Raw genomic sequence first — 25,798 nt, 5'->3', positions numbered from 1 at the left:
AGTTGGGCATGGAAAAACTCCATGCCCAACCTTGCTTATGCCTTCTTCAGGCCATAGCGATGGACAGCAACGCCACCCTCAAACGCTTGATGTTCAAGCAATTCGAGCTGAACTGGTTGGGCCAAGCCAGCAAAGAGTGGAATGCCTTGACCAATCATAACCGGATTAACTTTGAGCACCAGCTCATCAATTTCGCTGATCAAGGCACTGGCCAAGGAGCCACCACCACACAGCCAAATATCGCGGCCATTTGCTTGTTTCAGGCTCTGAACCAAGCCCAGCGGATCTTGGGCGACCAGCGTCACATCGGGACTATCGAGCTTGCCGAGCGACGAGGAAATAACATACTGGCGCAGATGCGCATAGGGACTGGTCACACCTTCATTCAAGCCAACCGCATAGGTATGCCGTCCCATTAGCACCGTATCAAAGCGCTTTTGCTCAGCTGGAATCCCCAGCATGGTCAGTAGATGGGTTGGCATAGTTTCAGGGTATTCTTGGCGAATGTAATCCAAGTGGCCGCCAGTCATCGGAAAGAAATCAAAGCCACCAGCTTCGTCAGCAATAAAGCCATCAGCGGTACATGCCACAAAATAGACTAATTTACGCACACAACCTCCTTAACAACTAGGCTTCTGTGGTTTGAGTATAGCATGGCGAATGCTTAAGCTGTGGTTGATTGGGCGCGGGTTTTGGGTAAAAGTGCTAAGCAGTCACTTCAACGCGAGTATAAATTATCTCAACCGCTTTGGTTTCAGCTTCGTCAGGTTGGCGATTGTAGGCCGTAATCAACAGCCGATCTGCGCCATCAGCAACAATTTCGGTGCGCCAACCCCAATCGCTGCTACCTTCAACCGCATAGCTCCCAAGCACATTGAGCGTGGAATCGGCGGGGTTGCCAGTGCTGAGCATAATGTTGGTCGGCATATGAAAGCTATCAACCCAAGCCCCCTCAAAGCTAGCGGTCAATTGATTGTAGCCATAAATCGCTGCCCCATGCAGTGGTGTGGCATCAAACGCACTTTCGTATTCGTGAAGAACAAAGTGACTGGTTCCAATTCGGCGCAAACTGCCGCGAATTGGCGATTCGTCGGCCAACGTCTCTGGCCCAAACCATGTGCGGGCAACTCCCTGCCACTGCCCAACCACGCTTTGCAAAATCTGTTCGATCACCTGAGTTCGTTCATCAGTCATCATTATGATCCTTGCACGAGATTGCCAGTTTGAGCTATGACAGCCCAATTCTCCTAGACTAGCAACCAAAAACTCCACAAGTATAGCACAAATGTTTGCATTTCATACTATAGATTAATGATTTTAATTCTATTGAAGCCAATTTTTGCGCTGCATGAGACTTTTTAGGCCCACGATGAGACTTTTCGCACCCTGCACTCCGTTATGCTAAAGCCAATCAAGAGTATGGTTGTATGGAGGTATGTATGGACGTTCGACGACTAAGTATGCGGATTGTGGCGGTTCTCAGCCTGATGGCCCTCAGCATTTTGCCTGCTGCGGCCACCGCCGATTTCGACCTGTTGGATAGCCAAAACGCAACTGCGGTTGATAATGTCTCAACCGCCAATGGCGGGACGTACAATGGTGGCCGGGTTTATGTGGCAGCGACCAAACAAACCAGTAACAACAATGCCCTACGGATCAATGGGATTTACACAGATGCCAATGGTGCGATTAGTACCAACTACGTCTTGACCGCAGGCCCAGTGCAAGATGTTGATGTGACGGAATATCGCGATAACATCGTCGTGGTTGCTGCAATTACCAGCGATCAGCTCAAATTGATTGCCTTCAAAACCAATGGCACGGGGGCAAATCGGCTGGAGCGGCTTGGTGATACCGCTGGCGTGGCCACAATTCCCGCCAGCGTCAATTATGTTCACGTTGTGCGCGTTGGCCCAACCACCAATCCATCAATCGTATCGGCTGTTCAACTCAGCGATGGCCGCGCCCGCTTTGATGTATGGGGCCTCAGCTCCGATGGCCAGACCTTTACCCATAAGTCAACCAAGATTTCGGTTGGCCAAACTGGCCGCATCGCGATGAGCGCCGATTATATCAAGAGTTCGCGTAACTTTGCGATGGCCGCCCAAGATGCCAACGACAACATGATCGTGACGCTCTGGCAGGTCGATGTCAACGGCAATCTGATCAAATTGGCGCAAAGTGCTCGTGGCGTGATAGTCTTTGCCGATATTACCTTATCAGGCAATCGGATTTACACGGCGGCAACCAACACCGCCTCGCCATTAGCAACCGCTGAAGTTGCTCGCTGGACGGTAGCAGCAGCTGGCAGCGGCGCGCCACTACCAAATATCTTGGTCTACGAAGATGAAGCAACGCTGCCAGTCTACTTCTCAGGTAGAGTCCAACTTGTCGACCAAGGCAACGAAGTGGTGGTAGTTGGCCAAACTGCGAGCGCAACCGACGACAACGATTGGCAAACGATGCGCTTTATCACCTACACGTTCGATGGCAGCAATCTGAGCCTGGCAAATCCTATCAAGACCCTGACCAACAAAGCTGATGACTTCGATTTGGTCAAAAACGATGATCGCTTCTTCTTGATGATTGACGGCTTTGTCAATGGCCAAGATAGCCATCAACTGTGGCAATATAACTAGGTTCAACCAAGTCTAAGCAATCACAAACGAAATCACACAACCACGCGGGTCTGGCAGTTCATGCTCGGCCCGCGTGGTTTGGCGCTTTTCAGTCGTCTGGTCAACCGACGAGCCAAGCTGTCATGCTCCACGCCCAACCAGCAGCAGAAATTTCACCTTCATTCCGCAAGCAAATCGTTAAAATCAAGTTTGCTGCCGTGCTTGTTTTTTTGAAATCGCGGCAGCATTCGTTTAAGCTGACAGTTGCTGCGCGGTCAATACCACTGGCGCTAATGAATCGAGCGCGGTATTAATCCGAAGTTCAATCAATAGCTCAGTATCAATGAAATCCAGCGTCAAGCTATAGACAAATGGCGTTTCGTAGAGCCGCACCTGCATTGTAAAACTCGCCGCGCTTGTCCATGCCCCGCTGGCCACAAATGGGGTGTGGCCAAAAAATTGTTGCTGAAACAGCGCCGTCGCCCCAAACTGCCAAACCCCATAACCACAAACAAGCGTTTCGACCCTCATCGCAGTATCAACAAGCATGCGACAACCAGCATCGCTGAAGCGCAACTGGATGCGTTCCAGCCCCAGCCGATTGGCCGCAACCTGATAGCTACGGCCAGAAACCAGTTCTGCCAGCGGCGAACGTGCTTGGCCTGCAACTGGAGGATGTTGCAAACTTGCTAGTTTTTCAGTTAGCGCGCGCTGTGCCATAGGATCGGCGGCTAAACTGCTAGCGCCCATGATCGGCAACAACAGTTGCCATACCAAATCCAAAGGTTGCTGCATTGCAAACACATCAATCCCGGCGGTTATTGCCAACACTGCATCCTGCGCTGGCAGCACAAGGCAATATTGGCCAAACACACCATCGCCACGATAGGCTCCATGGCGGCAACGCCAAAATTGATAGCCATAGCCTTGTGCCCAATCAGAATCAGGATCATCACCATTCGCTATTTGTAGCGCCGTGGCTTGCTCGACCCAAGCTTCGGATAGAATTCGTTGTTTGTTCCACAGACCTTTTTGCAAATACAACTGGCCAAATTTGGCCACAGCTTCGGTGGTTAAACTCAGGCCAATGCCGCCAAGCGTAATGCCTTGCGGCGATTCTTGCCAATGCATTTGCTCAATCCCCAAGGGCGCAAACAAACGCGGCTCAAGATAGGCGCTCAAGCGCATGCCAGTCGTTGCTTGAATAATCGCCGAGAGCAGATAGGTCGCTCCGGTGTTGTACACAAACTGGCTGCCAGGCGCAGTCGCAATTGGATACTCCAAAAAGGCCTTAATCCAATTGCCATCAGGCCGCTCATTCATCGCTGTCCATGGGTCGCTTGCATGGCCAGTTGCCATCGTAAGCAGATGTTTAACCTGCATTGCTGCCAAAAATTCGCTCACCACCAGCGGCGTTTCAGCAGGAAAAAAGCTAATGACCGGATCATCAAGCGTAAAATAGCCTTCGTCAATTGCCAGCCCAACCGCCGTTGCGGTAAAACTTTTGCTCAGCGAAAACAACAAATGCGGTCGTTCAGCCACGTATGGCGACCACCATGCCTCGGCCACAACCGCACCATGGCGCACGAGCATCACACTATGCAGCTCGTGAATCTGGCTATCAAGCGCTTCGATAAAGCGCAACAATCCGAGCGAGGAGATAGCCTGTTGCTCAGGCGCTGTCCGTGGCAAGCAATTTTCGTTATGTAAAATCATCGTAACAAACTCCATGCACAAGCCATTTCAATCTGCTTGGTATAGTAGCAGTAGGCGCAACGAGCATGAAGTTTTTACGCGCTTAAATTGGTTGCCAAAGCGCTGGCACAATCTGCGGTTCCCAGCCGGGCAATGACGTGTGGGCTTGAATACAGCGATAACGAATGCCATTATGTTGGACAAGGCTGCCAACGCTATAGCTGGTGTAGGCCTGCCAAGCATTAATTCCATGTTGGGTTGGCGATGGCGGGGCCATGGTCGGCACGAGGGTTGGGGTGGCACTCGCGGGAATTGCTGTTGGAATTGGGATGTTAGTGCTCGTTGGAAGCTTGGTTGCCAGCGGAGTTGGCGAGTTGGTCGGCATACTTGTTGGCGTGTTGGTGCTGCCTGGGCTTGGTACATAGGGAAATTGCTGATTGCCAGCCACATCGCCTTCAGCGCGCAACGGAATATTGCTATCGGTCACAACATTGCCATAGACATCGGTAATCCGAAACGTGAAGGGGCCAATGCCCATGCCGCCAGGCACCAGAAAATAGTTATAATGCGCCCGCTCAACAGCTTGAAAAACTCCTTGTGGATTGCGAAACTCAAATTTGGCAATTGCATTGCGATGATTGCGCACTTGAACCCCAGTCCACCATTGGCTACTACCTTCTTTGTAATTGTAAATCAGCTGGCCACTCAGATTAGGCGCGCTGATTAATTGCCATGTAATTGACACATTTCCAGCCTCAAGCGCGGCAATTCGCTCGAACGCCTGCTGGCTAAGGTCAATGCCGCCAACCACGCAACCAGGGCAACGATCGATAATTTTGACCGTAACGCTGCCGCGTGGCCCATTGACCGTAACAGAGGCCCCGCAATAATCGGCCAAGCCATAATCGCTGGTATTGATTGCCGCCACAAGCAGATCGCTGGGTAGCGGCAAGCTGCAATTGCCCATGCCAACTGTTGGATCATAATGGGTGGCTCGTCCAGTGCGCATAGCCCATGGATTGCTGATTTGAGCATTGCTTTTGGCAACCAGCAAAGCCGAAGCCAGCAACATAGCTAACATCAACCACAGGCCAATAATCATGCGTTGAGCTTGAATCCGCGCCATACCATCCTCCAAACTGTAGAAAAACACGCTGGTGATTTCATCATTGGTTAGAATGTTAATAAATTCAATGAAATTACAAACAACACTTTAAGTAAATTTTTACAAATGTCAAGCTTCGAAGTGGCTCAATGGGTGGATTGATGGTTGGAGTTCTACCAGCACGCGATTATCATCAACACCAGCTGCCGCCCATGCAGCGAGATTGGGCAAATCACTAGCTTTGCTTAGCTCAATGAGATTGGCATTGGTACTTATCCACAATGGAGTTTGGGGCTGCCAATGGAGCGTCTGCAAATGCAAGTTTGTTGGAGTCGAAAAATTGGTTGCGATGAGACGATAGGCAATCCGATTGCGCTGGTTGAAGCCTGCGCCAATCGCCCCTTGGCTAACGAGATCTGCGGGGGTAGCAAGCAGGCAAAGCTGTTGAGACTGTTCAATAAACAAGCTTATTCGGCCACTCGTAAAAATGTGCCATCCATCAGGCTGCTCATCCACAATCCCTATTTCACACATAAATTCGAGCATCGGGTCATGATCATGGTTAGGCAGATCAAACCCAACCAGACTTTGGGCAAGTGCAATCGCGATGGTAGATTGCTGTACCTTGGGAGCCTGCATCACATGCATTATAAACGTGCTCATCGCCCGATCAAGCTCAAACGGATCAACATGGGCAACCATTGGAACCACTAGCATAAACCGCATAGGGCTAAGCTGAAGATAACAACAACGATGCTGGGCAATCATGGTTGTGCAATGCATGAGTAAACCTTTCTAGTGTATAGATATACTGATTGATTGGATTGACAACGAGAAGCATGCCCTCACCCCCAGCCCTTCTCCCACTGAACGCGGGCGAGGGGAGCACCGACTCCGTGGTTCCCCTCGCTCGTGAGCGGGCTAGGGGGCTAGATTTCAAGGGTAGGTTGTTAAGATCCCCTCACCCCAACCCTAGCCCACGCGGCGGGCGAGGGGCTTAACATGGTGGATTTAGCATGATTCGTCGGAATCCACGGAAGCTTCCCCTCGCCCGCGTTTTCGTGGGCGAGGGGGTTGGGGGATGATGGAACGCTCCACCGCCGACCAATCGTTCAAAACCTATCCTTGTAAGGGCTAGGGGATGAGGGGAAATCGTCGTTACGCAATGTACCAGTACAATCAGCCATTAGCATTACAACCTTAAACGCAGGCCAATACCAGCGCTACGCCAACAAAAATGGAGCGACGAGCTGGGCGACGAGCGGCGTTGCCATCAGCGTGTAATGGGTTGTGCCAGGCACAATCGCTAGCTGACCAGCTGGCCGATCAGAACCATCCATGCCGCCATCGCGCTGGCCACCGCCCAACTGACGGTAGAACGCAACAATAGCCTCAGGCTGCCAGCAGTCTGCATCAGCAAAGACCAGCATTACGGGCATCGGCAGTGCCGCCACCGCCTTCGAGTAGTCATAGTCTTGGGCTAGCATCTCGCCGAGCTTGGTAAAGAGCCGCGTCCAATCGACCGCAGGGTAGAGCTGCGCCAACGGCGACTGTTGCAAGGCCTCACCGATCTGCGGTGCGTTAGCACCCATGTTGTTAAAGCTGGTAATCACCTCAGGGTAGGCATCGGCGCGGCGCATGGGCGTTGAGACCAGCACCAAGCGCCGCACAAGCGCAGGATGCTGAATCGCCAGTTGTAACGCCACCGCAGCTCCCATCGAATAGCCCATCACCAGTGCTTGGTTAAGCCCCAACAGCTCGATCAGCGCTGCCACATCAGCGGCCATAAACTCACGGCTCAGCGGTCGATCAATATCGGGCGTGTGGCCATGGCCCTGCAAATGCACAGCAAACACTTGGTGCGTCTTGGCAAGTTCTGTCAACGTCGGCCCAAAGGTATCGCTGGGGTTAGCGCCGCCGTGCAGCAAAACGAGCGGCGCACCACTGCCATGAACTTCATAGTAGAGCTTGAGTCCGTTAAGCTCGGCGTACTGGCCTTGAACCGCGTTTGAATCAGCCATAAATCAGATTCCTTTCCGAATGAGCCGCTGCTGGGCTGCGGGTTCATATCATTCTTACGCTAACCAACCCAACAAGCTTGGCGAAATTCGAACATCTATGCTATTTTATAGCTATCATCGCGCAAAATCGTTTGATCTGCAACCCTGCATTCAACGGGCGGTTATCGGCTATGATGGCCAGCGCACGCCAAGAGCCACGAATTACCCACCCAATGCTGGGGGTTAATTGTGAATTGGTGTTGCAGCTCATCAGGGTGATCAGTCCCGCCACGCTGGTGATAAAGCAGATTCGATTGCAGTTCGAAAGGATATGCTGTGAAGATCCAACGTCCGGCCAATCTTGGCCTGATTCTCCTCGCGTTTATTGCTTTTGTGGCGCTTGGGTTGCCCGATGGGCTGTTGGGAGTTGGCTGGCCCTCGATTCGAGCTAGCTTTGCTCAGCCAATCGATGCGATTGGTTTATTTTTGAATGCATCGGTTATTGGCTATATGGGTTCGACCTTCCTCAGCGGCAAATTGTTGGTACGGCTGGGTGTAGGCTGGATGCTGGCTATTAGTTGTTTGCTCACCGGAGTTGCATTAATTGGTTATACCCTCGTGCCTGCATGGTGGATGATGGCGGCGCTTGGGATCATCGCTGGCATGGGTGCTGGCGCGATCGATGCTGGCCTCAACACCTATGTAGCAGCCCATTTTAGCGAAGGCCTGATGCAATGGCTGCATGCAAGCTGGGGCGTTGGGGTAACGCTCGGCCCAATCATCATGACCTTGGGGCTTGCGAACCTGAATACATGGCGCTTTGGCTATCTCGTGGTCGGCTGCTTCCAAATTGGCTTGGCGCTTTGTTTTGCCCTGACCAGCCCCATGTGGAGCCGCCATGCTGCGGCAGCCAGCGCCGAGCCGGAAATTCGCTTGACCGATTATAAAACGCCGATGGGCGCAACCTTGAGCCAGCCGCGGGTTTGGCTCAGTATTACGCTGTTTTTCCTGTATGTTGGCGCTGAAGCGTCGCTTGGCACATGGGCCTACAGTTTGCTGACCGAATCGCGCGGCGTGGAGCCAACGTTGGCGGGCTTCTTTGCTGGGAGCTATTGGTTCAGCTTTACAATCGGGCGGATTGTCGCTGGTCTGATCGCCACTCGTTTGGGAGTTCATCGGCTGGTGCTTGGTGGCTTAACTGGAGCATTTCTTGGTGCAGTATTACTCCTGTGGAATCCCTCGCCGCTCGCAAACGTGATTGCAGTGGCAATTATCGGCATCGCAATCGCGCCAATCTTTCCAGCGCTCATGTCGGGCACTAAAACTCGGGTGGGCGACCATCATGCAGCCAATACCATCGGCATGCAAATGACCGCAACTGGCTTTGGCATGGCGGTCATCCCCACTCTTTTGGGCGTGCTGGCTCGCTACATCTCGCTCGAAATCATCCCAATCTGTTTGCTCGTCGTCTATGCTGTGATGATTGGAGTGTATATCGTAGCGGTACGGGTTCAAAAGCCCACAAGCATGGCCAGCAATGTAGAAGCAAAGCATTTGTAGCGCCAATCTCAAATCCAGCAAGAACGCACTATGCTGATTAAATGCATAGTGCGTTCTACTTTTAGACCCAGTTACTAGCCCTAAACCATGTTTATTAGCGTTCGCCAATTGCAAAGGGCCGCCATGTTGCTGGCCAATCCTCAGGCTCATAGATGTCATAGCTGATGCGCTGTTCATGCGCTGGTGAATCGTGGATAGCACGCAGTTTTGCTAAGCCTTCATCGTCACAGCTCCACCAACCTGCTGGATCGATCGCAATCACGCCTGTTTGATAGGCTGCAAGGTAGGTCGCAATCATTGTAGCGATCGATGAATAATCAACCTCTAGAGTTGGATCATGCGAATCATTCCAGAGCACCGGCGAATGATCGCTGGCTTGCTCAACAAGGGCAATTAAGCGCCTGTCATAGCCTTCACAAATTGGAAACCAAACTGTACACCAGCTAAATTCATCGCCCATTTCGTTATAATCGCGATAATTTGCCAGCGCTTCTTGCAGCGGCAGAAAATCGAGATGCCCAAACAAACGAGCGCCATGGGTTGTGCCATTATGCCAACGATAGAGCGTCGCTACATCGTCGGGCAGGCGCAAGGGCGCAAGCAAAGCGTTGAGTTGTTCAAGTTGGGCCTCGCTGATTCCAGGCTTAAGTTCGGCAGAGAGATCAGGTGCATGCTGGGCAAGGAAGTGTTCGAATTCAGCAAGTAACTTTACCAGTGCTGCTTGAGCTGGCAGAATCGGCTGCTTTTGGGGGCGTGGTAAGCGAACTGGTTCAGCTAGCGCCACTGCCGCCGCTGCCCGCGAAGCAAGATAGGCTTGGTGATTGGCAAGATCGCGGCGTACCTCGGTGCTGCCGCGCTTAGCAATAATAGCTCGCAAGGTTGGGTCGGCTATGCTAGTGCCCATCCAAAAAGCTGGGCGTGAAGAATAGCCCGCTTGGGAAATTGGTGGATAATTGAGCAAATAGCGTGGGCAGTTTTCCAGACACGCCTTTTGAAAGCGCCAAAGGTCTGATTTGGGAACAGCTGGCCGCAGAAAAAGGATCACAAAGCAGAATTGGGCTTTAAATGGTTGGGGAATCAGCTGACTTCCAGCCAAGGTAGTGTACTGATAAACCATTGGCATGGCTAAAATGGCCGTATACATGCGCTCAGCCTCGCTGACACTGCGGGGAATTGCTAAGCGATACAGAAATGTTACTTCTATCTGCTCCACAAGGAAATCATCATACACTTGAAGCTTGAGAATTTCATCAAAATAAACCAGTGGAATGAGCAACGTAACGATGTTGATCAAAGCGCGTGCAAGCTGACGTTTGGCCTCGAACGAATCAACAGCCTGCATCAATGCCGCCAATTGAGTATCAATCATGTGCAACCACTCGCGGTCGATCGCTGGCGGTGGGTAGGCCAAAATATGCCGATTAAGCTTGGCGATGATTGCTGGATTGAATGAATACTCAATCTGGATACAGTGCAATAGTTGTTGACGCTCCTGTTCGCTCAACTGAAGGCCGGTTGTATCCCAACGCTCAAAAATCAAGTTCGCGATCGAACTGATGGCTTGTGAATTCTCCATAACAACACCTCTCCTTTTTCATGTGCTTTGTAGCCGTATTCTAGCAGCAAGCAATGGTATAATCCAAGCATGCCCCAACTGCAATAAATCTGCGCCACGATGCTCTATCTACTAGGCAATTAATGTTAAAAAGGAGTGCTTTGATGAAGCCTGAAGACATTGCCAAAAAAGTTCGCGAAGCCGCTGAAGATGGGTTGAAAAAAGCCCAAACCACTAGCGCTGACGATCAACTTGATCATGCAAGCGACCAGCGTGATCGCCGCCCAGCCAAAGAAACCGACGAACATATTACCTTGCGCAAACGCCGCCGCCCAAGTGGCAACGACAACGAATAATCACCAGCTCACAATTGGGTATACTCGCCGATTTTTGCACTTTGTAGGAGTGTTGTATGCAGCAGATTGCGCCGCGACGCTGGCGTTTGACGCGTTTTAGTTTCGTTTTACTCTTGCTCTTAGCCGCTTGTGCCGATCTCTCCGAACCAACTCCGGTGGCAAAACGCACTCCAATTACTGGCCAAGCCACGCCTGCCGCTCCAACCCGCACCCCCGCTGGCCGCGATGATCAGACGTGGCTGATTATGCTCTACTCCGATGCCGACGATGAGATTCTTGAGGAAGATATGCTCAACGATCTCAATGAGGCCGAATTGGTTGGCTCGACCGATCGAGTGCGCGTGGTCGCCCAAATGGATCGCTACGATGGTGGCTACGATGGTGATGGCGATTGGACCAGCACCAAACGCTTTTACATCGAGCAAGACGACAACCTTGAGCAAATGAACTCCAAGGAACTTGCCGACCTTGGCGAGCAAAACATGGCCGATGCCGATACCTTGATCGATTTTGTTACATGGGCCGCCAAAGCCTATCCCTCGGATAAATATGTGCTGATTATGTCGGATCATGGCTCGGGCTGGCCTGGTGGCTGGACCGACCCCGAGCCTTCGACCCTCGGTCGCCACGATATTCCCTTGGCCCAAAGCTTTGGCGATATGCTGTTTCTGATGGAAATGAGCGAAGCTTTTGAACATATCATCGCCGAAACAGGCATTGGTGAATTTGAGCTGATTGGCTTTGATGCCTGTTTGATGAGCCATGTTGAAGTGTATAGCGCAATTGCGCCCTATGCCCGCTATGCAGTAGCCTCGCAAGAGGTCGAGCCATCGCTTGGTTGGGCCTATGCCGCCATTCTTGGCCGCCTAACCGATAGCCCTGAGATTGATGGCGCTGAGCTTTCGCGGGCAATCGTCGATAGCTATATCGAGCAAGATCAACAAATTCTCGATGATGATGCCCGTGCCAAGTATGTTTCGCGCACCTACGACTTCGATGGCGAGGTTTCTGCCGAAGAAGTGTTAGTGCAAGAACGCAAGGCCATTACGCTGACGGCGGTTGATTTGGGCAAATTGCCAGCGGTTATCGATGCACTTGATCGCTTGGTGATAACCTTGGCCGAGGCTGAGCGCAAAGATATTGCCGCCGCCCGTCGCTATACCCAAGCCTTCGAGAGCGTTTTTGATAGCGATCAGCCTAAGCCCTATATTGATCTTGGCCACTTTGCCCAATTGCTCAAGCAAAAAGTCAATGTGCCAAGCGTCAATAAAGCTGCCGACGACTTGATTAAGGCCATCGACAAGAGCTTGATCGAAGAAAAACATGGCGACGAAAAAGCTGGCGCAACTGGCATTTCGATTCACTTTCCCAATTCGAAGCTCTACACGAGCGCCGATGCTGGCTATAAATCGTACAACACGGTTGCGGTAAGTTTCGTTAATGATTCATTGTGGGATGAATTTTTGGCCTTCCAATACGCCAAAAAGCCCTTGCCAACCAGCGTTGAACAACCAACTGCCACCATCGAACGCCAGCCAACGCCTGAGCCAGTCGATGTCGGCGAGGTCGAAGCTCCTGGCGCTGAGCCAATTACGGTTGCGCCGATTCAGCTTTCATCCACTACTGCCAGCCTCGATCGGCCTGTTGTGCTCAATAGCAGCATTACTGGCGACAATATTGCCTTTGTCTATATCTTCATCGGCTACTACGATCAAGAATCCGATGCAATTCGCGTATTGGATATGGATTATCTTGATGCTGAGCAAACCCGCGAAATTGGCGGGGTCTTTTATCCCGATTGGGGTGCGGCCTCGACGATTGATATTGAGTTCGAGTGGGATACCCAAGTGTTTGCCATGCAGAACGAAACTCAATCGAGCTTAGCCTTGTTCAGCCCCGAAGATTATGGCGCATCGCCAGAAGAAGCAACCTACACGGTTGAAGGCATGTATACGACTGCCAAAGGCAAAAAGAGCCGCCGTGCCTTGTTGCTCTTCAGCAATGGCGAGTTGGTGCAAGTGCTGGGCTACACGGGCAAGGAAGATACCGGCTCGTTGCGCGAAATCAACCCCAAGCCCGGCGATAAATTTGTGCTGCTCGATACCTGGCTCGAAGAATCGCAGCAAACTGGCGAGAGCGAATTCGTCAATTACGAAGGCGAAGATTTTGTCTTTGGCACGGATAACTTTACCTGGCAGCTTGAACCAGCGCCAGCAGGCAACTACTTGGTTGGGTTCTTTGCCGAAGATTTTGATGGCAATGTCTACTCAGCCTACGAAACCTTGATCGTCGAATAACTGCTTAAACACACAAGGCGCTGGTTTTATATCAGCGCCTTGTTTTATTTTAGCTCGCTGAATACGCTACGGAAGCCAAATTAACCAGACTTCGCTATTGCCATAGACCGAGCCAGCCACATCGCGGAAGGTAATCGTCAGCGGTTGATCGAGCCATGTTTGCAACTCGCTACGCGAAACTTCAACAATTTGCGGTGTGGTCAAAGTCTTTTCATACAAAATTTGATTATTGGCCCAAACCGTCATGCGATCATCAACCCGTACTGCGGCCACCGCATCGCGGCGCGACGAGAGATAGAAACGCCCAGTCGTTGGCAATGGGCCATTGATCCTTAAGGTCGTGGTGTAATAAATTTGGCCTTGCTGAGTAATCGGATTCAAAGCTTGGGCAATTGGATTGATCACAATTGGAAAGATCTGGCGCTGATTCGTGACCAACGGCAAGAATGTCAGCGAGTTGCCAACACCTGGCGTAACGCTTGGCTGCACCGTTGGCATTTCGGTTGGCGTTGCAGTATTGGTTGGCGTGTTCGTTGGCATTTCGGTTGGCGTTGCGGTTGGTGTATTCGTTGGTGTATTCGTTGGCATTTCGGTTGGCGTTGCGGTTGGTGTATTGGTTGGTGTTGCGGTTGGCGTACTCGTTGGTGTTGTGGTATTGGTTGGCGTGCTGGTTGATGTTTCAGTTGGTGTTGCAGTATCGGTTGGTGTAGGAGTTGCCATCGAGCGACCCAAAAGAATCGAGATATCATGGCTATGATAATTAGATGTTGCTAAATCAAGCAAGCTATCGTTATTGAAATGCCCAATCACAAGCGCTGAGGGATTTGTGCCTGTTGCAAAGCTTGCTGGTGCATCAAAATTCAAGTTCCCTTGACCCAGCAATACGCTCACGGTTGCAAGAAACGAGCTTGGTTGGCTATTTGTAATCGCCAAATCGATGAAGCCATCACCATTAATATCACCTGCTTCAATATCATGGCCAGCAGAGACATTAGGAATGGTCGCATGCAATACCAATGCGCCGGTTGCAGTTCCACGGAAAATAGTAAGGCTACTTGACCCCCAATTAGTAACTGCAACATCAGGAAACGTATCGCCATTGAAGTCGGCAACCGTACTTTCTTGTGGGGTTGTGCCAACGGTATAATTAACTGCTGTAACAAATGTCCCGTTGTTCGAGCCTTTCAGCACTGAAATTGTGGTAGCATTGACATTGCTGACAATCAAATCTAAGTTACTATCACGATCAAGATCAGCAACAGTGATGCCTAGTGGTCCAAAACCAACCGCGTAATATTGATTAGCTTGAAAATTTCCATTGCCCAATCCAAAACGAATTCCAATACTACTGCTTGACTCAAAACTTAGCGCAAGATCAAGGTTATCATCTTTATTAAAGTCGCCCAAGCGAATTTTCATTGGCCTTCCGCCGGCAGCTACGGCGCTATGATATTGAAACGTTCCATCACCCACCCCAAGGTAGGTTATAAAAGCGTTGCTGAGGCGACTTGCAACGACCAAATCAAGTTTGTTGTCATTGTTGATGTCACCGGTGTCGATGCCCCATGATTGACCTAGGCCAGTTGTGTAATTATTGGCTGGATCGAACGTTCCATCGCCATTACCAAGGTTCACACTAATCGTGCGGCCAGCCCAACTGATACTTGCCAGATCTTGCACCCCATCGCTATTAAAGTCACCACTAACAACTTCACGAGCGTTAAACGAGGTTGGGTAATGAACTGGAGCAGCAAAATCAACTGCTGGGGGTGGTAATTGGACAGCAGAAGTGGCTTGACTAACAATCATACCGCCACCAAGTCCAAAAGCCAGCAAACCAAACATTGAGGACGTGACCATACGCTGGAATGGTTTTCCCATCACTAATCTCCCTAAAAAATTTAGGATTGAGGTACACAAGGCCTTGGTTGAACATCCTAGCAGGCGTTTATTACTTAATTGGGTTTAAACAAACAGTAACTAATACAATATAATCATAAGTGGCATGATTTTTGGCTGCGCAACCTTAAGTCGGCTAACTTTACCTGGCAGCTTGAGCCAGCGCCAGCAGGCAACTACTTGGTTGGGTTCTTTGCCGAAGATTTTGATGGCAATGTCTACTCGGCCTACGAAACCTTGATCGTCGAATAACTGCTTAAACCACAAGGCGCTGGTTTTATATCAGCGCCTTGTTTTATTTTAGGGCAATGAATGATTTATGGAAGCCAAATTAACCAGACTTCGCTATTGCCATAGACCGAGCCAGCCACATCGCGGAAGGTAATCGTCAGCGGTTGATCGAGCCATGTTTGCAACTCGCTACGCGAAACTTCAACAATTTGCGGCGTGGTCAAGGTGTTTTCATACAAGACCTGATTATTAGCCCAAACCGTTATGCGATCATCAACCCGTACTGCGGCCACCGCATCGCGGCGCGACGAGAGGTAGAAACGACCGGTTGCGGGCAAGGGATTATTGATCCTTAAGGTCGTCGTGTAATAAATTTGGCCTTGCTGGGTTACTGGAATCAAGGCTTGGGCAATTGGATTGATCGCAATCGGGAAGGTTGGTCGACTATCAGTTACCAACGGCAAGAAGATTTTGTTCTCAATCGATTCATTCAACAAAATACTCAAGTCATGGCTATGGTAGTTAGCGGTTGCCAAATCAGGCAAACTATCATTATTGAAATGCCCAATTACAATCGATGAGGGATTTGTACCCGTTGCAAAAGTTGCTGGTGCGTCAAAATTCAAGTTACCCTGACCCAGTAATACACCCACGGTTGCAAGATACGTAGTGGGCAAACTATTGGTCATGGCAATATCGATGAAGCCATCGCCATTAATATCAGCTGAAGCAATGTCATGCCCAGCATTAACGTTAGCGATTGTCGAACTGAGAGTTAAGGCACCAGTTGCGCTTCCGCAAAAAATACTAACATCACTCGAACCCCAATTGGCAACTGCAACATCAGGAAACGTATCGCCATTGAAGTCAGCAACCGTACTTTCTTGTGGGGTTGTGCCAACCGTATAATTAACTGCTGCGGCAAATGTCCCGGTGTTCGAACCTTTCAGCACTGAAATTGTGGTAGAACTGGCATTGCTGACGATCAAATCCAAGTTGCTATCACGATCAAGATCAGCAGTAGTAATGCCTAGTGGGCCATAGCCAACTGTATAGAACTGACTAGCTTGAAAATTCCCATTGCCCAATCCAAAACGGACAGCAATACTATTCGTGAATTCAAGACTAAAAGCCATATCAAGGTTATCGTCTTTATTGAAGTCACCCAAGCGGATTTTCATTGGATTTCCGTCAGCAGCTACGGCGCTATGATATTGAAATGTTCCATCGCCCACCCCAAGGTAGGTTGTAAGATAACCACTGAGCCGACTTGCAACGACCAAATCCAGTTTGTTGTCATTGTTAATATCACCAGTGTCAATGCCCCATGATTGGCCTAGGCCAGTGGTATAATTATTAGCTGGATCGAACGTTCCATCGCCATTACCAAGGTTCACACTAATTGTGCTACCAGCCCAACTAATACTTGCCAGATCTTGCAAGCCATCGCCATTAAAGTCGCCATTAACGACTTCACGGGCATTGAATGAGGTTGGGTAATGGACTGGGGACGCAAAATCAACCGCGGGGGCGGGTAATTGGGCAGCAGAAGTGGCTTGACTAACAAGTATGCCGCCAACAAGCCCAAAAGCCAGCAAACCGAACATCGAGGACGTGATCATACGCTGGTATGGTTTTCCCATCGCTAATCTCCCTAAAAAATTGAGGATTGAGGTACACAAGGCCTTGGTTGAACATCCTAGCTTGTTTCAAACCTAAAAAACAAACTGGATATGCGAAAACGATAGTAGCCTTGATGCACTCTATTCTATGCTATCATAAGTTGTTGTAATTGTACAGTCTAGCAAGGAGAAGTTTACCAATATGGTTTTTATACGTTCTAGCCAAAAATTTCTATCGAGTTTGCTCAATCATCGCTTCTTTCTCCCCAGCTGTTTTATGCTAGCCTTCATTATCCGAATTATCTATATTATGTTTATTACAACGATTCCTGATGTTGCTGATAGTAAGTGGTATTATGATCGCGCATTAAGCATTATTAATGGAAATGGTGTTGCTACCGATGGAAAATTAACTGCTTATTGGCCTGTTGGCTATGCTTTTTTTCTAGCGGGACTCTTTAAGGTTTTTGGTACTTCGGTCTTTTTAGCTAAGCTTGCCAATATCATTATGTATCTACTAAGTATGTTTTTTGTCTATAAAATTGCTAAAATCTCATTTAATCAAGAAAGTATTGCTAGGGCAAGTATTTTGGTAATGGCACTGTATCCGAATCATATCGCCTACAGTGCTGAGTTAATGTCAGAAATACTCTTTACCTTTCTTTTTCTAGCAGGGATTTATCGATTAATTAGTTTTAAACAAACGGTGACCAATATAATCATAAGTGGCATGATTTTTGGCGCTGCAACATTAGTAAAATCACAGGTTTTATTTATCCCAGGATTATTATTAATCTGTATTTTCTTTCCACTGTATAAAGAGCAAAAACGACGTTTTTTCACTTCAATCATTAAATATGGCTTTATCTGTTATGCAGGATTATTTTTGGTTGTAGCACCTTGGACATATCGAAATTATGTTGTTTTTGACACTTTTATCTTAGTTAATTCAAATGGCGGCTTCAATTTATATTTAGGCCATAGCCCAGAGGTTAAAACCCAATTTGGCTTGCCATTAGCTCCACCAGAGGTATTAAATAGCTATGGCCAACAAGTTGCCCAAGATGAAATTGCTGCTGATAATGCAATGCGGGAAGTGGCAATAAGCGCAATTAAACAAAACCCTTTTGCCAGTATTAAGCAGATTCCACATAAAATTAAAGATATGTGGCTCATGGATGTTGATGGCGGGCGTTTAAATGAACGTGAGATGTTCAATATCGGTGACGCGACCAAACGCTTCTTCTACTATTTCAAAATAGGATCGCAAGCCTACTATATCCTCATTTTGCTTGGTTTTGCAGGATTTTTGTGGAGTATGCTCCGAAAAAAATTCGCACTTCAATCAATTCAATTGATCGGTCTGATCAGTATTAGCTACTTTACGATCATTTCTATGGTCTTTCATGGAGAAAGTCGCTACCATTTTCCACTGATGCCATTGGTTATTTTCAATGCCTGCGCTGGAATCTTTTACCTTCTTTTCCCTAAAGCAAACAGCCAAACTTCACCTGAGCAGCAAGTCTAACAATTCCCACCTGCTTGCTTACGAATTGGCTGTTTATTGAGCTATTTGCCACGCAACTTGCTGCAAGTATTGGGCTTGGGCATCGGGCAAATCAGTTAAATTCGGCAAACTTTGGCTTGGTGGCCGCAAGAGGGTGGTATAAAAAACGCAGGCAGTTAAATAGGCACCGTTTAATGTTGCGTGGTTTTGATCTGGCTCGTAGAGGGCGATTGAGCGCTCATGTTGGCGCACGTATTGCCAAGCAGCGCCAACCTTAACCAGAATTGCCTGTTGCCCAGCAGCTTGGGCATAGGCCGCATTAAGCTGTGATTGTTGCTCTGGCGCATACTCGCGCGCCCACGTCACAAAGAGCACTGGGGTTGCCCCTTGCTGGTGAATCGCTTGCAGCCAACGGCTTGTTGCCTGTTGAAACCCCTGCGGATCTTCAATTGGCCCAAGGCTGCGCTCTTGCAACACAACATACTGCCATGTTTGGCTTTGCAAGGCTTGCAAGGCTGCTCCATCATTCCAATGCTTAGCCAAACTTGCGCCGCCTTCAACTACGGTTTTAATTTCAAGGCAATAGCGCGGCTCGCCAGCAGCAGCCAATTCCGCCAACAAATTAGGCATGTCATGGCCATAGGTATGGCTATTGCCAATAAAAAGCAGGCTGACTTTTTGGCAATTCTGCTCGTTATTAATCCAAATCAAGGCTCCAACACCAACCGCCACAACCGCAATTAAGATCAAAACTTGCGCAAGCCAACGTTGCATCGATCCTCCCCATAATCATTCAGTATTCGCTACTCGGTTGCAGCCATTATCTAAAAAATCTAAGCAGGAAACAAGTATCTTTCTGGCACTTGTTTCCTGCTTGGATGTGCTCAAATAGCAGCATTCGAGTGGCTATTTGTATTGGTTCATTGCATTGCCCGAGTCCAGTGGGTGAGGGGGTTGGCGGTGAGGGTAGGTTGCTAAGATCTCCTCATCCCAACCCCTCTCTCGGCCAACGGGCGAGGGGCTTTAACGCGCTGGTTCGTGCAAAAATCCTTGGTAAACACGGGTGCTCCCCCTCGCCCGCATCCAGTAGAAGAGCTGGTTTGGGGGTGAGGGAATGAAACATGGTTGCCAACCTAATGAACCATTACAGCTAGCCCGTCCAACGGGCGAGGGGCTTTAACGCCGTGGTTCTCCCACAATTCCTTGGCGAAAAATGGTCGGCTCCCCCTCGCCCGCGTCCAGTGGGAGAGGGGGCTGGGGGGTGAGGGAACGTTCCACCACCGACTAATCACCCTTGTAAGGAGGGGGTTGGGAGGCGAGGGAACATGGTTGCCAATCATCAGTACAACTATTTGGGCCAAACGAAATTTAGTTTGCCAAGCGTTGTTGACGTTGTGCCCACCAACTTTGTGGCCAATTCGTATAGCAAATATGAATAATAATCGCCAACGGCAGAATCCAAGCAAAGCGCATGGCAGTTGAACCAGCCAAGGGAATAAACAAAACCCACACATACGATAACGGAATCGTCCACCATTTGGGGTAGAACAAGACCAAAACCATGTAGGTGTAAATACCGAAAAATGGCGAGGCGAGGGCCATCACCGCAATACTCAGCACAATTCGCAAATCACGCTGTTTGAAGAGCAGGGGAATCCAAATAAAGGGCAAACCAAAACGCCAAGTATCCAAGGCCGAATAGCGCCACATATGCACTGGCAACGATTCAGTATTGGTCAGCCAACGCACTGGCCAATCGATGCCAAACACCGCAAAACTGAGCAAGGCCAGAATGATCGGCGCGACCAACATTCTGGCTAAAACAGGCAATGGTTGACCAATGAGCAAATAGAGCATTGCTAAAGCCATAATTTGCGGCTTAATTGCCAAAAAACATAAGCCAATTCCATTAATCAATGGATTTTCGTGCTTGAGAATTAAATAAATCCCAATGCATAAATAAATATCAACTTGACCTAACCAAAATTGACCAATAACTGCAAACGAGGCTACGATTAATGGATTAACATCCAGCGTATAAATCAGCCAAAATAGAATTGCAAACAGCACAATGTTCCAAAGTGGCCATTCAATTGAATTATGTGGGAGAAGCGCTAATGGAGCCAAGAACCAACGCGCATAATAAGGAACATAGCCACAATCAAGGCAACCTTTGGCAAATGGAATATAATGATTATATAAATCACTGCCATATGGCAGCACAAATGAGATTCCAATATAAAAGAGCACCATCACAATCGAACTAATCCATGCAATTCTTCGCCAATTGATGGTTGGTTGTTGGCTCATCGGTTGCGTTCCTCAATACTTCAAGGATATTTGCTTGGCTGAAGTGCTGCGCCACTTGTTGCAGCATTCGCAGCGCAGCAAAAGCTACTTAATACGGAGATCTAATGGGTGATTCAATCGGCATGATTCCAGTTACTCGTGATCCTGAGATGGCTCAGGGGTTGGCAGAATATGGGATTACGCTACCAACATTACACGCTGATAGTCGCTATCCCAGCGTAGCCGAAATGCGAGCCTTCTTCCAGCGTTTTCCTGAATATACAGTCAGCGAAATGATTAATGATAAGGTTTGCGATTTGTATATTCAAGGTCGCGAAGCCTATCAGTATACGCCAATCTGGTTTAGTGACTTCAAGGGCGACGAGCACGAACCACTCGATATTCATTTTCACAAAGGGAATTATGAACTCGTCTTATGGATTGTGCATCAAATCGCCGCATGGTGCGGCCCAATGATTGTCTTTACTGGCAGCGTGGGCATTCCCATGCTCATTACCCATGATATGGTCTTTGATCAAAGCTTGATCGATCGATTTTATGCCTTGGAATGAGCGCTGTGGTTACCACAGCGCTCGTTTAATCTACTAAGGCACGTTTACGGTGCGGGCTGCTGCCAGCAGATGATACCATTCTTCGCGATTGAGTTCGATCTGCAACGCTTCTTTGGTGGCGGCAATTCGGCCAGGGTTGGTGGTGCCAATGATCGGCAAAATCTGGGCTGGGTGACGCAACAACCATGCCAATTGAATTGCCTCAGAGCTTACGCCATACTGTTCAGCTAATTGATTGACCAAGACCGCCGTGACCTTAACATTGGCTGGAGCATCATCTTTGAAATTAACCAACTGGCCACCAGACAATGGCCCCCAAGCTTGAATTTGAATCTTGTGCAAACGACAATAATCGAGCAAGCCAAAAGCTGCATTGAACGCCAAATTGCTGCGATTGGTATCAATGCCTTCGCTAATTAATTGATGGTGTAATAAGCTCAATTGCACTTGATTAACCACCAACGGCTGGTCAAGCGCCGCTTGGGTTAGCTCAATTTGGGCTGGCGAATGGTTGCTGACCCCAAAATAGCGCACCTTGCCGCTTTGTTGCAATTGATCAAACGCCCGCGCAATTTCCTCTGGCTCGACCAGCATATCAGGGCGGTGTAACAACAACAGATCAAGATGATCGGTGTTGAGCCGTTTAAGGCTGCCTTCAACCGAGGCAATAATATGTTCGTAGCTGAAATCGTAGCGCTGTGGCGAGCCAGCAGGCTCATCAGCAAAGCGAATACCACACTTCGATTGCAAAACGATCTGATCGCGCAGGCTTGGTTGCTCAGCCAAAAGCTCACCAAAAATTCGTTCAGATTTGCCGCGCGTGTAAATATCAGCATGATCAAACAGCGTAATATCCTGCTCCAGGGCGGCAGCAAGGGCTTTGCGCCCAGTTTCATATTCGCTACTGGTCCATGGCTCGTTGCTCCAATTACCCCCAATCGTCATACAACCATAGCCAATTGGCGACATCTGAAGATCGGTTCGTGAAATCGTGTACGGGTTTTTCATACGAGCATCTCACACTATCCAAAGCCTTGGGCTAGGCTTCGGCTCCGCTTTAGGGTAACACATTTTTACGCCAAATAGCATTGGGAGCTATCCTTTTTATTTTGTATAGCAGAATATTAGCTAACAAAAATTTGGCAACATTTCAGTGCCAACCAATATTTTATGTCAATAAAAAAATTATTTATTCGGATCAAGATAGTGCTGAATTTGGGCAAGCGAGCCTTGCCACATGGTTTGAGCCAGATAGGGCTTGAAGCCCAAGGCTTGGTTGATTTTCAGCATTGGCGCGTTCGAATTGGCGTTGGTTGTGCGCACAACCTGCACCATTGGCAATTCACGCCGCATATAATCGAGCATTGCAGCCTTAAGCCAACGGCCTAGCCCGTAATTACGATAGTGCTCAAAAACACCGGTATCTCCTTGCTGAACAACATGCGGTCGTTCGCGATGCCAAAAAATTTCAGTATAGCCTGCCAAAGCGTTGGTTGCTCGCTCGCGCACATAACACGTCCAGCGTTGCATGCCGTTGGCCAATTGGGTTTGCTCAAGCTCACGCAGTTGCTCAGTGGTAAAATGCAACGGCTCATAATCCAAATCATCGTAGGGCTGTTGATTCATCACCTCATACAAGGCCACAATCGCCGCCAATTCGGCCTCAGGATACGTCCCCTGCCACATACCCAACTCAAAGCGCTCGCTTAATTGCTGATTTGGTTGCAGCCATTCTTGCAATAGTTGTTCGTCGATTTCAGCCAGCACTAATTGATTAATTTGGGTTTTTAGCCGCGCTTCAGCGCCGAGCTTTTGGGCAAAAAGCTCACCAGCAGCAACCGCTTGGGTAGTGGTACCAACAATCACCATGCGCTCTGCTTCAATCACAACGGGCAGCATTTCGCGCAATAAGCGGCGTGCCAAGCCACGCCCACGATAGCCAGGCAACACGGCGAGATTCAGGTCTGCAAGATTGCGATTGGTATCGAGCAACAACATATGCAGCATGCCAGTCGCCACAATCTGCCCTGCATCCCACAAGGCCCACACTCGATAATCGACAAAATCGGGAATGCTTTGCCACATATTGACCAAAAAGGCAGTCGCCATCAATGGATCATCAGGCGTGCGTTCGTGGCGAATTTGCTGCTCAAAGAGCGCCAACGCGTTATAATCGGCCTCGGTTGCATGGCCAAATCTGAAGCTTGTTAAGTGCATAAAGGTTCCTCAGCTTATTTAATGCGATCAGCCAGGGCTGCCTTAACCTCAGGGCTAGCCCGCAATGCGCCATACACCTTGATCGATTTAATCGTCGCTTGGGCCAATTCAACTGAAATATCGTTGCTGAGAATCAGCAAACCCACCACCACAATTCGCGCTTGCTCGTTATGTTGCTGCATGCGCTGCAAATCCTCGCGATCAAAGCTAATCACGCCCAAAACCGATGCAGTACGCACAACTGCTTGTTTAATTGCTTCATCGTGGCCGCCAAGCTGCGTGCGCACTGCCGCCCGAAAAAAATCAGTTCTGCTGGAATAAAAGCCTTGATCAACTAAAAGGTCAATCTGGCCCAAATCGACTACGCTCAAATTGATCGATACTTTTTCAATATCCGCCATCTATCCTCCAAATATAATCCCTATGGAATACAAAGAGCATACATCTGGAGCATATACTTGTCAAGCAGCAACATTCATCAGCTCTGTAATGAGCAAAAATCTTGTATTATGTCAAATAAAAATACTATCCGGTTAAGCACTCCAACCAAACAAGGTTAGGCAGATCTGCACAGCGCTATTGGCGAAAAGCTTAATTAATTATTACTATTCAGTCATCGAGCGTAACAAACTTAGGCAATTTAGCCAACAAGGGCTTGATTGATCTATTTGTACAACATGCACAATTAACAATCAATTAAGATCGTGCAATTTGCTAATTCAAGCCCATATTTGGATCGGCTATGCTTAGTGCTAACCAAGTTTCAGTCATCATATTGCTGCCAAGCAAGCCAAAATCGGTTTTTGTTTGTACGTTTTGTACAAGTGTCCAACAAAAACCAACTTCAACCATTCAACCATCATCCACAATCCGATGATCCCCAGCGCTGCGGATCACGAATGTTCAAGCAGGTAGCGTCCGACATTCAGCACAAGTTAGGGAGACCCGCAGCATGGAAATGATTAACGGAGCCGATACCGTTTGGGTGCTTCTCTCAGCCGCCCTGGTTATGTTGATGACCCCCGCCTTAGGGCTTTTTTATGGCGGGATGGTTCGCAAGAAGAACGTGCTTTCAACCTTGATGCACAGCTTTTTTATGTTGGCCTTAATCAGTGTGCAATGGGTGCTCTTTGGCTATAGTTTGGCTTTCGGGCCTGATGTTGGTGGCGTGATTGGCAGCCTCGATTGGGTTGGCCTGCGCAACGTGGGCATCGAGCCAAATCCAACCTATGCCGCAACAATCCCCCACCAAGCCTTTATGATCTATCAAATGATGTTTGCGGTCATTACCCCTGCCTTGATTTCAGGTGCCTTTGCCGAACGCAAGCGCTTCAAATCGTTTGTTGTGTTCTCATTGGCCTGGTCAACCTTTATTTACGCGCCAGTAGCGCACTGGGTTTGGGCTGATGGCGGCTGGTTGCGCTCATTAGGCGCATTGGACTTTGCTGGTGGCACGGTTGTGCACATCACGTCAGGGGTTTCGGCCTTAGTTTGTGCCTTGGTGTTGGGCCGCCGTTCAGGTTATGGCAAAGAAGCAATGGAGCCACACGATACTACAATGACCGTGATTGGCACCGCTTTGCTATGGTTTGGCTGGTTTGGCTTCAATGCAGGCAGCTCGTTGGGTGCTGGCGGCTTGGCAGTTTCCGCCTTTGTCAACACCAACTCAGCAGCAGCAATGGCAATGCTGGCTTGGATGACCGCTGGCTGGATTCAACACAAACGCCCAAGCGTGCTTGGCGCTTCGGCAGGGGCCGTCGCTGGTTTGGTCGCAATCACGCCTGCTGCTGGTTTTGTGACCCCAATGGCCTCATTGCTAATCGGCTTCTTGGCTGGTGGCATCTGCTACTTTGTGGTCGAAAACTTGGTACGGGGTCGGGTTGACGATGCGCTTGATGTGTTTGGCGTGCACGGGGTTGGCGGTTTGCTAGGGGCAATTTTGGTCGGCGTTTTCGCTACCAAGAGCATCAATCCCGCTGGCGCTGATGGCCTACTTGCAGGCAACTGGAGCCAACTCGGCGTACAAGCGCTCACGGTCGGGATTGTGGCAGTCTATGCTGGCGCAATGACCTGGGGCATTCTCAAAATTGTTGATCTCTTGTTTGGGATTCGGGTTACTGAAGCCGAAGAAGAACAAGGGTTGGATAGCAGCCAACACGGCGAAATCGCCTATCGGATGGGTGCCTAATTGGTTTGAATCTCTATCGCATTCGTTTATAAGGAGTTACACCATGGAATTCATCATTGCTTTGGTCTTGTTCGTCGCGATGGTTGC

General features: G+C 49.1%; 21 protein-coding genes. 7 read left to right on the top strand and 14 right to left on the bottom strand.

Annotation, left to right across the window (positions count from 1 at the left end):
- Positions 1 to 35: 35 nt before the first annotated feature.
- Together ACFMKP_RS09165 and ACFMKP_RS09160 are read right to left on the bottom strand one after the other, a co-directional pair.
- Positions 36 to 611, bottom strand: a complete 576-nt coding sequence (locus ACFMKP_RS09165) for a dihydrofolate reductase family protein (RefSeq protein ID WP_382291141.1) — start codon at positions 609 to 611, stop codon at positions 36 to 38.
- A gap of 94 nt (positions 612 to 705) precedes the next feature.
- Complete coding sequence (locus ACFMKP_RS09160) at positions 706 to 1,194, bottom strand: DUF1579 domain-containing protein (protein ID WP_382291139.1); 489 nt, start codon at positions 1,192 to 1,194, stop codon at positions 706 to 708.
- Positions 1,195 to 1,439: 245 nt separating this feature from the next.
- On the opposite strand from ACFMKP_RS09160, the gene ACFMKP_RS09155 reads away from it, so the two are divergent.
- Positions 1,440 to 2,639, top strand: a complete 1,200-nt coding sequence (locus ACFMKP_RS09155; protein WP_382291137.1) for a hypothetical protein — start codon at positions 1,440 to 1,442, stop codon at positions 2,637 to 2,639.
- 231 nt (positions 2,640 to 2,870) lie between these two features.
- On the opposite strand, the gene ACFMKP_RS09150 is transcribed toward ACFMKP_RS09155, so the two are convergent.
- From ACFMKP_RS09150 to ACFMKP_RS09135, 4 genes are all read right to left on the bottom strand, one after another.
- Entirely contained in the window at positions 2,871 to 4,334 is a 1,464-nt protein-coding gene (locus tag ACFMKP_RS09150; protein ID WP_382291135.1) for a serine hydrolase domain-containing protein, read from the bottom strand.
- 82 nt (positions 4,335 to 4,416) lie between these two features.
- The gene (locus ACFMKP_RS09145; protein ID WP_382291133.1) at positions 4,417 to 5,439 is read right to left on the bottom strand and encodes an expansin EXLX1 family cellulose-binding protein; all 1,023 of its coding nucleotides are present in this window, start codon (positions 5,437 to 5,439) and stop codon (positions 4,417 to 4,419) included.
- A 108-nt stretch (positions 5,440 to 5,547) separates the two neighbouring features.
- Complete coding sequence (locus ACFMKP_RS09140; RefSeq protein ID WP_382291131.1) at positions 5,548 to 6,201, bottom strand: hypothetical protein; 654 nt, start codon at positions 6,199 to 6,201, stop codon at positions 5,548 to 5,550.
- 440 nt (positions 6,202 to 6,641) lie between these two features.
- Positions 6,642 to 7,439: an alpha/beta fold hydrolase gene (locus ACFMKP_RS09135; RefSeq protein ID WP_382291129.1), complete on the bottom strand. Its 798-nt coding sequence runs from the start codon at positions 7,437 to 7,439 to the stop codon at positions 6,642 to 6,644.
- A gap of 315 nt (positions 7,440 to 7,754) precedes the next feature.
- Between ACFMKP_RS09135 and ACFMKP_RS09130 the strand changes: the two genes are divergently transcribed.
- Positions 7,755 to 8,978 (top strand): MFS transporter, encoded by a 1,224-nt coding sequence (locus tag ACFMKP_RS09130; RefSeq protein ID WP_382291127.1) that lies wholly within the window; start codon positions 7,755 to 7,757, stop codon positions 8,976 to 8,978.
- Between the two features lie 94 nt (positions 8,979 to 9,072).
- Here the strand turns inward: ACFMKP_RS09130 and ACFMKP_RS09125 are convergent, their stop codons facing one another.
- Entirely contained in the window at positions 9,073 to 10,554 is a 1,482-nt protein-coding gene (locus tag ACFMKP_RS09125; protein WP_382291125.1) for an SMI1/KNR4 family protein, read from the bottom strand.
- Between the two features lie 143 nt (positions 10,555 to 10,697).
- On the opposite strand from ACFMKP_RS09125, the gene ACFMKP_RS09120 reads away from it, so the two are divergent.
- A complete protein-coding gene (locus ACFMKP_RS09120; protein WP_382291123.1) occupies positions 10,698 to 10,889 on the top strand; it encodes a hypothetical protein in 192 nt (63 codons plus the stop codon).
- 56 nt (positions 10,890 to 10,945) lie between these two features.
- Complete coding sequence (locus tag ACFMKP_RS09115) at positions 10,946 to 13,186, top strand: clostripain-related cysteine peptidase (protein WP_382291121.1); 2,241 nt, start codon at positions 10,946 to 10,948, stop codon at positions 13,184 to 13,186.
- Positions 13,187 to 13,252: 66 nt separating this feature from the next.
- On the opposite strand, the gene ACFMKP_RS09110 is transcribed toward ACFMKP_RS09115, so the two are convergent.
- Together ACFMKP_RS09110 and ACFMKP_RS09105 are read right to left on the bottom strand one after the other, a co-directional pair.
- Complete coding sequence (locus ACFMKP_RS09110; RefSeq protein WP_382291119.1) at positions 13,253 to 15,067, bottom strand: FG-GAP repeat domain-containing protein; 1,815 nt, start codon at positions 15,065 to 15,067, stop codon at positions 13,253 to 13,255.
- Between the two features lie 335 nt (positions 15,068 to 15,402).
- A complete protein-coding gene (locus tag ACFMKP_RS09105) occupies positions 15,403 to 16,959 on the bottom strand; it encodes an FG-GAP repeat domain-containing protein (RefSeq protein ID WP_382291117.1) in 1,557 nt (518 codons plus the stop codon).
- A gap of 181 nt (positions 16,960 to 17,140) precedes the next feature.
- Here ACFMKP_RS09105 and ACFMKP_RS09100 point away from each other — a divergent pair, with 181 nt between their 5' ends.
- Positions 17,141 to 18,466: an ArnT family glycosyltransferase gene (locus ACFMKP_RS09100; RefSeq protein ID WP_382291115.1), complete on the top strand. Its 1,326-nt coding sequence runs from the start codon at positions 17,141 to 17,143 to the stop codon at positions 18,464 to 18,466.
- Between the two features lie 33 nt (positions 18,467 to 18,499).
- On the opposite strand, the gene ACFMKP_RS09095 is transcribed toward ACFMKP_RS09100, so the two are convergent.
- The gene (locus tag ACFMKP_RS09095; RefSeq protein ID WP_382291277.1) at positions 18,500 to 19,219 is read right to left on the bottom strand and encodes a hypothetical protein; all 720 of its coding nucleotides are present in this window, start codon (positions 19,217 to 19,219) and stop codon (positions 18,500 to 18,502) included.
- A gap of 594 nt (positions 19,220 to 19,813) precedes the next feature.
- Positions 19,814 to 20,755, bottom strand: a complete 942-nt coding sequence (locus tag ACFMKP_RS09090) for a glycosyltransferase family 87 protein (RefSeq protein WP_382291114.1) — start codon at positions 20,753 to 20,755, stop codon at positions 19,814 to 19,816.
- Positions 20,756 to 20,859: 104 nt separating this feature from the next.
- On the opposite strand from ACFMKP_RS09090, the gene ACFMKP_RS09085 reads away from it, so the two are divergent.
- The gene (locus ACFMKP_RS09085) at positions 20,860 to 21,306 is read left to right on the top strand and encodes a hypothetical protein (RefSeq protein ID WP_382291112.1); all 447 of its coding nucleotides are present in this window, start codon (positions 20,860 to 20,862) and stop codon (positions 21,304 to 21,306) included.
- A gap of 33 nt (positions 21,307 to 21,339) precedes the next feature.
- Here ACFMKP_RS09085 and ACFMKP_RS09080 read toward each other — a convergent pair whose 3' ends face one another.
- From ACFMKP_RS09080 to ACFMKP_RS09070, 3 genes are all read right to left on the bottom strand, one after another.
- The gene (locus ACFMKP_RS09080) at positions 21,340 to 22,314 is read right to left on the bottom strand and encodes an aldo/keto reductase family oxidoreductase (protein WP_382291111.1); all 975 of its coding nucleotides are present in this window, start codon (positions 22,312 to 22,314) and stop codon (positions 21,340 to 21,342) included.
- A gap of 177 nt (positions 22,315 to 22,491) precedes the next feature.
- A complete protein-coding gene (locus tag ACFMKP_RS09075; RefSeq protein ID WP_382291109.1) occupies positions 22,492 to 23,523 on the bottom strand; it encodes a GNAT family N-acetyltransferase in 1,032 nt (343 codons plus the stop codon).
- Between the two features lie 14 nt (positions 23,524 to 23,537).
- Complete coding sequence (locus ACFMKP_RS09070; RefSeq protein ID WP_382291107.1) at positions 23,538 to 23,924, bottom strand: CopG family transcriptional regulator; 387 nt, start codon at positions 23,922 to 23,924, stop codon at positions 23,538 to 23,540.
- A gap of 551 nt (positions 23,925 to 24,475) precedes the next feature.
- Between ACFMKP_RS09070 and ACFMKP_RS09065 the strand changes: the two genes are divergently transcribed.
- Positions 24,476 to 25,711 carry an ammonium transporter gene (locus tag ACFMKP_RS09065; RefSeq protein ID WP_382291105.1) on the top strand — a complete coding sequence of 412 codons (1,236 nt, stop codon included), beginning with the start codon at positions 24,476 to 24,478 and terminating at the stop codon, positions 25,709 to 25,711.
- Positions 25,712 to 25,798 lie beyond the last annotated feature (87 nt).

Origin of the sequence: Herpetosiphon sp. NSE202, from assembly GCF_042688385.1 — a bacterium.
Classification (GTDB): domain Bacteria; phylum Chloroflexota; class Chloroflexia; order Chloroflexales; family Herpetosiphonaceae; genus Herpetosiphon.
The sequence above is the reverse complement of the archived record's forward strand: the minus strand, read 5'-3'. Positions and strand labels throughout refer to the sequence as shown.